Origin of the sequence: Streptomyces albidochromogenes, assembly GCF_005981925.1 — a bacterium.
GTDB classification, from domain to species: Bacteria; Actinomycetota; Actinomycetes; order Streptomycetales; family Streptomycetaceae; genus Streptomyces; species Streptomyces albidochromogenes.
Genome location: NZ_VBVX01000288.1, coordinates 1 through 7,960 on the forward strand (window position 1 = coordinate 1; position 7,960 = coordinate 7,960).

Below are 7,960 nucleotides of genomic sequence, written 5' to 3' on the forward strand. Positions count from 1 at the left end.
GCCCCGCCCGCATCGTCTGCACCGTGCGCCACTGGAGTACGTAGTCCATGCCGCCGTGGCCGCCGTTGTTCGCGGCGTCGTCGCCGATCTTCTTCCACAGCCAGTGGTCGAACTCCTTGCGGTACGTGTCGAAGTCCCGCCAGGAGTGGCCGCCGTGGTCCGGCTCGACGTAGATGCGGCCGCCGGTCGTCGACGTACCCGCGTAGTCCTCGAAGATCCCGCGCGTCCCGGCGATGGAGTTGATGCGGCTGTACGGGCGGGGCGAACTCACGTCGTGCTCCGCCCTGATGGTCCGGCCCTTCGCCGTCTCGATCGAGCAGGTCACCAGGTCGCCGTTGACGTACGTCTCGTTCCACGACGGGTGGGACTTCGGGACGAAGCGCTCCCGGTAGTCGGCGAGTCCCTTCGGCGCGGTCGCGGTCGCCTTCAGCGTCGTCATGCGGTCGCCGCGGTTGATGTCCATGGCCGCCGCGATCGGGGCCAGGCCGTGCATGGCGTAGAAGGACGCGGTGCTGCGGGTGTGCCAGAGCCGGCGCCAGGAGTCGGTGTAGTACGTGTTGGAGAAGAGCAGGGCGCGCAGGTCGTGCAGGTAGCCGCCGTGGCCGTTGGTGATGTCGCCGAACAGGCCCTCGTGCGCGGCTTTGAGCATGGCCAGTTCGTTGCGGCCGTAGTTGCAGTTCTCGGACAGCATCAGGTTCTTGCGGGTGCGCTCCGAGGTGTCCACAAGGTCCCACAGCTCGCGCAGTTCCGTCGCGACGGGCAGCTCGACGACGACGTGCTTGTCCGCCAGCAGCGCGGCCTTGCCCTGCTCGTAGTGGAACTCCCACGGCGTCGCGATGTACACGAGGTCGATGTCGTCGCGCTTCAGCATCTCCTCGTACGAGTCCGCCGAGCCGCCGAACTCCGCCGGGCGCGGCTTGCCCTTCGCGACCAGCTGGTCGGCGGTGCGCTTGGCGCGGTCGGCGCGGATGTCGCAGACGGCGGTCACGACGCAGCCGGGGACGACGGACCAGCCCGTGGTCATGCCGGAGCCGCGGTTGCCGAGTCCGATCACGCCGACGCGCACGGTCTTGTACGGGGTGAAGGGCACGTTGATCATCGACTTCTGGCCCGGCCTGCGGCGCGGCGTCTCGGCGGAGCCGAGGGCGGCGGCGCTCCCGGCGACCGTGGGCGCCGCCGCCGCGCTCTGGGCCGATCCGATCCCGGCGGCGAGCGACGCTCCGGTGGCCAGCGTCCCTCCCAGGAGCAAGCGACGTGAGACTGCGGGGATTTCGGGCATACGAGACGCTCCTCGATACGTGACCGGCATCACTTCACTGGCGGGGTCGACTCTCGCGGGATTGCCAGTTGCATGTCAATAGGTGCTCGCGGGAAGCGTGTTACGAACAGAATCAAGCATTCGGGGATGCGGGTGTGCCCGGCCGACGGTGTACCCAGGTACACCCGCACTCGGTGTCTACGGCCATCGGCCCGGCCTTCCGGCGTCCGTAGCGTCATTTCTGACGGCACAGCAGGTGCCACGAGGGAGTGATGAGGATGTTCCGCCGCTCGCAGCAGGAGCACAGCCCACGGGCGGCCACCGCCCTGCGGCTCGTATCGGTCAGCAAGGTGTACGGCACGGCTCAGAGCGCCGTGACCGCGCTCGACGGGGTGACGCTCAGCCTGGGGGCCGGCACCTTCACCGCCGTCATGGGGCCCTCGGGGTCCGGGAAGTCGACCCTGCTCCAGTGCGCGGCGGGGCTCGACCGGCCGGACCGGGGGCGAGTGGTGGTCGACGGCGAGGAGATGACCGGCGGCACCGAGGCCCGGCTGACGAAGTTCCGGCGGCAGCGCGTCGGCTTCGTCTTCCAGCAGTACAACCTGCTGCCCACCCTCACCGTCGCGCAGAACACCGCCCTCCCGCTCAAGCTCGCCGGCCGCCGCGTCGACCAGGAACGGGTGCGCGAGATCCTCACCCAGGTCGGTCTCGGCGACCGGCTCGGCCACCGCCCCGACCAGCTGTCCGGCGGTCAGCGCCAACGCGTCGCCATCGCCCGGGCGCTGGTGACCGAACCCGGCGTGGTCTTCGCCGACGAGCCGACTGGCGCGCTGGACACCCGCGGCGCCCGCGAGGTGCTGCGGCTGCTCCAGCGAGCGGTACGGGTGCACGGCCGCACGGTGGTGATGGTGACGCACGACCCGGTGGCCGCCTCGTACGCCGACACCGTGCTCTTCCTCGCGGACGGCCGGCTGGCCGGGCATCTGAGCGGGCCGACCGTCGACGCGGTCGCGGAGCGGCTCGCGCACCTGGGCGACCGCGTGCGCGACGACGCGCCGACGGGGGTGTGAGCGGTGTTCGTCCTGGCCTTGAACTCGGTCCGGCACCGCCCGGGGCGCTTCGTCGCGACGCTGCTGTCCGCCTTCCTGGGGGCCGCGATCGTCATGACGTTCAACTCGCTGCACGACACCGCCGGGGCCCGGGGGGTGGACGAGGTCAGCGCGGAGTCGATGACGACGGCCGCGACCGTGGTCGGCGGCTACGGATCGCTGCTGGCGTTCTTCGCCGTCGCCTCGACGCTCACCGTGAACGTGCGCGGGCGTGCCGAGGAGATCCGCCTGCTGCGCAGCACCGGCGCGACGCCGGCGCAGATCACGTGGATGGTCGTCGGTGAGGCGGTGGTGGTGGGGCCGGTGGGGGCGCTGCTCGCCATCGCGCCCTCGATGCTCGCGGGGCGGCTGCTGCTGGAGATGTTCCAGGACAGCGGCCAGGTCGCGCGGGACGTGGCGTACGCCTTCGGGCCCGTGGCGCTCGGCTCCGGGCTCGTCGTCACGCTCTCGGCCTCGGTGGGGGCGGCGTTCCTGGCGGTCCGCCGGGCGACCAGGGCCGCGTCCGGCGCGGGGCGGTCCGGCGGCCGGGCGCGGCGCTTCGCCGGGTACGGGGCGCTGGCGGCCGGCGCCGCGTCGGTGCTCAGCACGCTCGCCCTGGACGCCACCGACCCCATGGCGATGGCGCCTGCGGCGTACGGCTCGATCCTGCTGGCCGCCGGCTTCGCGGTCTTCTCACCCGTACTGCTGCGGGCCGTGCTGGGCCGGCTCGCGCGGCCGGTCGAGGCGGTCGCCGGGGGGAGCGGCCACCTGGCGGTGCACACCATGCGCCGACGCGCGGCCGAACTGTCCGGCGTACTCATGCCGTTGATCCTCTTCACCGGCATGGCGACCGCGACGCTCTACATGCAGGCCGTCGAGAACGACGTGATCCGGGCGGCCGGTCTCACCAGGTCGGTCGACGACAAGAACCTGGAGACGCTGAATCTGGTGGTCGTCGGCGTCATCGTGGTCTTCTCCTGCGTCATGCTGATCAACAGCCTGTACGCCGCGACCTCCTTCCGGCGCCGTGAGTTCGGCCAGCAGCGTCTCGCCGGGGCCACCCCGGGCCAGGTGCTCGGGACGGTCGGCTGCGAAGGACTGCTGCTGACCGCGACCGGGGTGTTCTTCGGCACGGTCGCGGGGCTCGCGGGGATCCTCCCGTTCACCTACGCCCGGACGGACGGGATCCGGCCCGGCCAGGGGTTCGGCATCTGGCTCGGCATCGTGGCGGTCGCGGCGGCCGCGACGCTCGTCACCAGCCTGTGGACGGCCCGCCTGACCCTGCGCACACCCGCGGTGGACGCGGTCGCGGCCTGAGCGCGCGGGAGCGGCGGGCGACGCGCGGCAGCACACGCGGGTCGTGGGTCCGGGCCGGCGCCGCGCCGGTCCGGGCTCCTGCGCGCGAGGGCGCGGCCGCATACCGGAGTGCCGGAGTGCCGGAGTGCCGGTGGCCGTGACGCCGGTGGGGCGGCGGCCGCCTCAGGCCGACGCCGGTGTGGCCGGGGTGAGCACCACGAAGTCCGCGCCGTGCGGGTCGACGCAGACGGCCAGCCGGCCGACGTCCTCGGCGTCGTCCGGGCCCATGAGCACGCTGCCGCCGTTCGCGGTGACCTTGGCGACCGTGGCGTCGCAGTCCTCGACGGCGAACACTGGGTGCCAGTACGGCCTGCCGCTGTTCAGCGCCAGTGCCTCACCGGGGACCTCCATGAGGCCGCCGTGCATCCGTTCCGGAGGCTGGCCGGCCGGGGTGATCATCGAGTACGTCCCGCCGCCGCCCGGGACCTCCATGTCGTCGGTGGTCCAGCCGAACAGCCCGCCGTAGAACTGCTTCGCGGCCGCCGAGTCGGTGGTGTAGAGCTCGGTCCAGCACAGAGTGCCCGGCTGGTCCGCGGCCTCCATCCCCTTGGTCGAGCCCGGCTCCCAGACGGCGAACTGGCCGCCCTGAGGGTCGGTGAACTGAGCCATCCGCCCCTCGCCGTCGGCGTCCATCGGGGTGACCCGGACCGTACCGCCCGACCGCTCCACGGCCTCGGTGGTCGCGTCGGCGTCCGGCGTACAGAAGTAGATCATCCAGGCCGAGCGGGCGCCTTCCTCGGTGAGCTTCCCGATTCCGGCGACCGTCTTCCCGTCCCGCTTCAACATGCCGTAGTCACCCGCGTCGGGTGCGTCGTCCGGGCCGAAGGTCTGGAACTCCCAGTCGAGCACGGCGCCGTAGAACCCGGCCGCGGCGGGGACGTCGGGGGCGCCGAGGTCGATCCAGCAAGGAGAGCCGGGCACGAAGTCGGTGGTGATCATGACCTTGCCTTTCGTCGCGCAGATCCTCGTGGATCCAGCCTGTCACCCACCACTGACAAGCGCCGCTCGGAGACCCCGCGCCTGGGGGCGCTCCTCAGGGCCGCGCGGCGGCGGAGAACCGCAGGGCGAAGTGGTCGAGGGTGTACGGCAGCGACCGGCCGGAGCGCGGCCCGCCGGGCCCGCGCAGCCGGATGTCGTGCCGCTCCATGAGCGCGGCCACCAGCGTCGAGGTGACCAGCAGCACGAGGTCCTCGCCCGGGCACACGCCGGGGCCCGCGCTGAACGGCACGAGCTCGGGGCCGGTGTGCGCCGTACCGTCCAGCCAGATCTCCGGCACGAAGCGGTCGGCGTACGGCGCTGAACCGTCCCGGTGGAAGTACGGCGTGTAGAGGAGGAACGCCGTGCCCTCGGGCAGCGTTCCCTCGCCCCACCGGGTCTCCCGGGTGCTCTCCCGCAGCAGGAACGGCGTGGTCGGCCACAGCCGTACGGACTCCATGACGGACGCCCGGGTGTACGGCAGCACCTGCGGCCGGGCCAGGTCCGGTATGGCCAGCTCGTTGCGCACCTGCTGCTCCTGCGCCGGATGGGTGGCCAGCAGGGCGAGTGCGCGCGCGGCCGCGATGCCCGCCGCGTCGAACGCGAACAGCCAGTGCGGCACCTGTCCCGCGGGGTCTACGCCCGGCTTGGCGGGCGTTCGGCCGAGCGCCTCGGCGAGGCTGCCCGGCTCCGCCCGGTCCAGGCACTCGCCCAGGTCGCGCAGGAAGCGCTCGCGGGAGGCGGCGGTGACGCGCCGCGGCACCAGGAACGCCCAGTTGCCGAAGGAGCGCAGCCGTACGAGACGGTCGGTGAGCGCGGTGTCGTCGCGCGCCGCGTCACCGAGCACGACCCGCCGTACGATCCGCCACCAAGCCGGCGCGCCGTCCGCGAGGAGGCCGCCGAGCTGCTCAAGAGCGCCGGCCCGCTGGACTGGGACGCTTTCGACACCGTCGGCGTTCGGTCCGGGTCCGCGCGTCGGCATCCGGCCCGGGTCGCGCATCGGCGTCCGGTCCGGGTCGGCGCGTCGTCTCCGGTTTGGGCCCGCGCGTCGGCGCCGTGCCTGCCGGTGGTCAGGCGCCGGGGCCTCCGCTGCCGAACGAACCGCCGGACTTCTCGTTCCACCGGGGCGTGTCCTCGGGGTCGCCGGTGCTGGGCCGGCCGGAGGCGTTGCCGGTGTTCCGCAGCTCGTGCGGGAGGAGGCGGCCGCGTCCGCCTTCGGGGGGAACCACCTCGTCGGGCTCCCGGCGTTCCGTCACCTCGGGCGGGCCGGAGCCGTCCGGGCGATGCGGTTGCTCCTGGGGCGTGGGCGGCGACGGTTCGCGGTTCCTGATGCGGATGCCCCACCACACGGCGGCGATCAGAGCAGCCGCGATCGCGAGTCCGGCGACGAACGGCGCGATGCCGACGAGATGGTCGTCCGCGGCCAGGGGGTACACGAGGCCGGCGAATTCGCTCGGGCTTGTGCTCTGGATTGCGCTCATGCGCGGCGGGTACCCATCGGTGCCCGAGTCATGAGCGGCCGGACAGGTGAAACATTTCCGCACGCCCACCGCACCACCGCCGGCCTGCGACGACGGCCTGCGACGACGCCCCGCCCCGCCGCGTACGCCGGATCACGCCCGCCGAGCGCCCCGCGCCGTCATTTGGCGTCGGCGTAGCACTCCACGACGGCCGTCGTGAAGGGGAAGCGCACCGGCGTCTCGCCGAAGGCGATCCGCCCGGCCAGTTCACCGGCCGCGCGGATCGCCTCCGCCACGGCCGGCGCCTCCTCGGCGGGGCAGTGCACGATGACCTCGTCGTGCTGGAAGAACACCAGCTCCGCCCGCAGACCCGCCGCCCGCAGGCTCTGCCGCAGCGCCGCCATCATCAGCAGCGCCCAGTCGGCCGCGCTGCCCTGCACCACGAAGTTGCGGGTGAAGCGGCCCCGGGCGCGCGCGTTCGTCGACGCGTAGCCGGGCGTGACCTCCCCGTCGCCTCCCTCCCGCGGGGGCGGGCCGTCGTCCTGGGGGATGCCGGCCTCCCCGTCGTCGCCGGCCCCGGCGGCCGGCGGGCAGGTCCGCCCCAGCCACGTCCGTACGAGCCGCATCTCCTCGCCCGCGCGCGCCGCGTCGTCCACGTACGCGACGGCGCGCGGGAAACGTCTTCGCAGCGCCGCGAGGTTCTTCAGGCCGTCCCCGGAGGTCTGCCCGTACACCGCGCCGAGCACGGCGAGCTTCGCCTTCTCGCGGTCACCGGAGAACGCCCGGTCCGACACCGCCTTGTAGAGGTCGCCGGGCTGCCCCGCCACCTCCATCAGCCCCGGATCGCGCGAGATCGCGGCCAGGACGCGCGGCTCCATCTGGTCCGCGTCGGCGACCACGAGCCGCCAGCCCTCGTCCGCGATCACCGCGCGCCGGATCACCTTCGGGATCTGGAGGGCGCCGCCGCCGTTGGTGACCCACCGGCCCGTGATGGTCCCGCCGGGCAGGTACTGGGGTCTGAACCGGCCCGCGCGCACCCAGTCCTGGAGCCAGCCCCAGCCGTGCGCGGTGTGGATGCGGTACAGCTTCTTGTACGCGATGAGCGGCTCCACCGCCGGATGGTCGACCTCGGCCAGCTCCCACCGCCGGGTGGACCGGACCTTGATCCCGGCCTGCGCGAAAGCCCTGATCACGTCGGCGGGCAGTTCGGGCCGCACCCGCCGCCCGAAGGCCGCCGAGATCTCGTCCGTCAGCTCGGCCATGCGGCGCGGGTCGCCGCCGCCCGCGTACCGCTCGCCGAGCAGTTCTTCCAGCACCGCCCGGTGCACGTCCGCCCGCCACGGGAGCCCCGCCCCGTTCATCTCGGCGGCCACCAGCATCCCCGCCGACTGCGCGGCCGTCAGCAGCCGCATCCGGTCGGGGTGCTCCGCCGCACCGTGCCTGCGCTGCTGGTCCGCGTACACCTCCAGCAGGTCCTCGAACGGCACCGGGACGGGCTGCGGTTCGAACAGCGACGACTGCGAGCCGGGCTCGGCGGCGCGCTGCGGGGGGTCGGGCGGTACGGGCCGGTCGTGCAGCCGTGCCCAGGCGGCTGCCGCGGAGCGCGGTTCGCCGTGGCGCCCCTCGTGGCCGAGCAGCAGCGACTCCGCGTCCTCCACGTCGTAGCACCGCTCCACGCGCACGCCCGCGGCCAGCAGCCGGGGGTAGATCTCGGCGGTGGAGCGCCACACCCACCGCCCGACCCCGGGCCTGGAGCCGACCGCCGTCACGAGGTCGGGCTCCTTGAGCACGTCGCCGGCCGGCCGCCCGTCCCGCCCCAGCGG

At 73.5% G+C, this 7,960-nt stretch carries 7 protein-coding genes; 2 read left to right on the top strand and 5 right to left on the bottom strand.

All coding sequences use genetic code 11. From position 1 onward, the window contains the following. On the bottom strand, positions 1-1,279 hold a 1,279-nt coding region (locus E2E34_RS27515; RefSeq protein WP_138904598.1), incomplete at its 3' end, for a Gfo/Idh/MocA family protein. 251 nt (positions 1,280-1,530) lie between these two features. Between E2E34_RS27515 and E2E34_RS27520 the strand changes: the two genes are divergently transcribed. Together E2E34_RS27520 and E2E34_RS27525 are read left to right on the top strand one after the other, a co-directional pair. Then, positions 1,531-2,328, top strand: a complete 798-nt coding sequence (locus E2E34_RS27520; RefSeq protein WP_425573322.1) for an ABC transporter ATP-binding protein — start codon at positions 1,531-1,533, stop codon at positions 2,326-2,328. A 3-nt stretch (positions 2,329-2,331) separates the two neighbouring features. Next, positions 2,332-3,663, top strand: coding sequence for an FtsX-like permease family protein (locus tag E2E34_RS27525; protein WP_138904600.1), 1,332 nt, complete (start codon positions 2,332-2,334; stop codon positions 3,661-3,663). Between the two features lie 162 nt (positions 3,664-3,825). Here E2E34_RS27525 and E2E34_RS27530 read toward each other — a convergent pair whose 3' ends face one another. From E2E34_RS27530 to E2E34_RS27545, 4 genes are all read right to left on the bottom strand, one after another. Next, positions 3,826-4,641 (bottom strand): VOC family protein, encoded by an 816-nt coding sequence (locus E2E34_RS27530; protein ID WP_138904601.1) that lies wholly within the window; start codon positions 4,639-4,641, stop codon positions 3,826-3,828. Positions 4,642-4,735: 94 nt separating this feature from the next. Further along, positions 4,736-5,677, bottom strand: a complete 942-nt coding sequence (locus E2E34_RS27535) for a cytochrome P450 (RefSeq protein WP_138904602.1) — start codon at positions 5,675-5,677, stop codon at positions 4,736-4,738. Between the two features lie 70 nt (positions 5,678-5,747). After that, positions 5,748-6,158, bottom strand: a complete 411-nt coding sequence (locus E2E34_RS27540; protein ID WP_244316164.1) for a DUF6479 family protein — start codon at positions 6,156-6,158, stop codon at positions 5,748-5,750. A 158-nt stretch (positions 6,159-6,316) separates the two neighbouring features. Continuing rightward, the coding region (locus E2E34_RS27545; RefSeq protein ID WP_138904603.1) for a bifunctional 3'-5' exonuclease/DNA polymerase at positions 6,317-7,960 on the bottom strand (1,644 nt) is incomplete at its 5' end.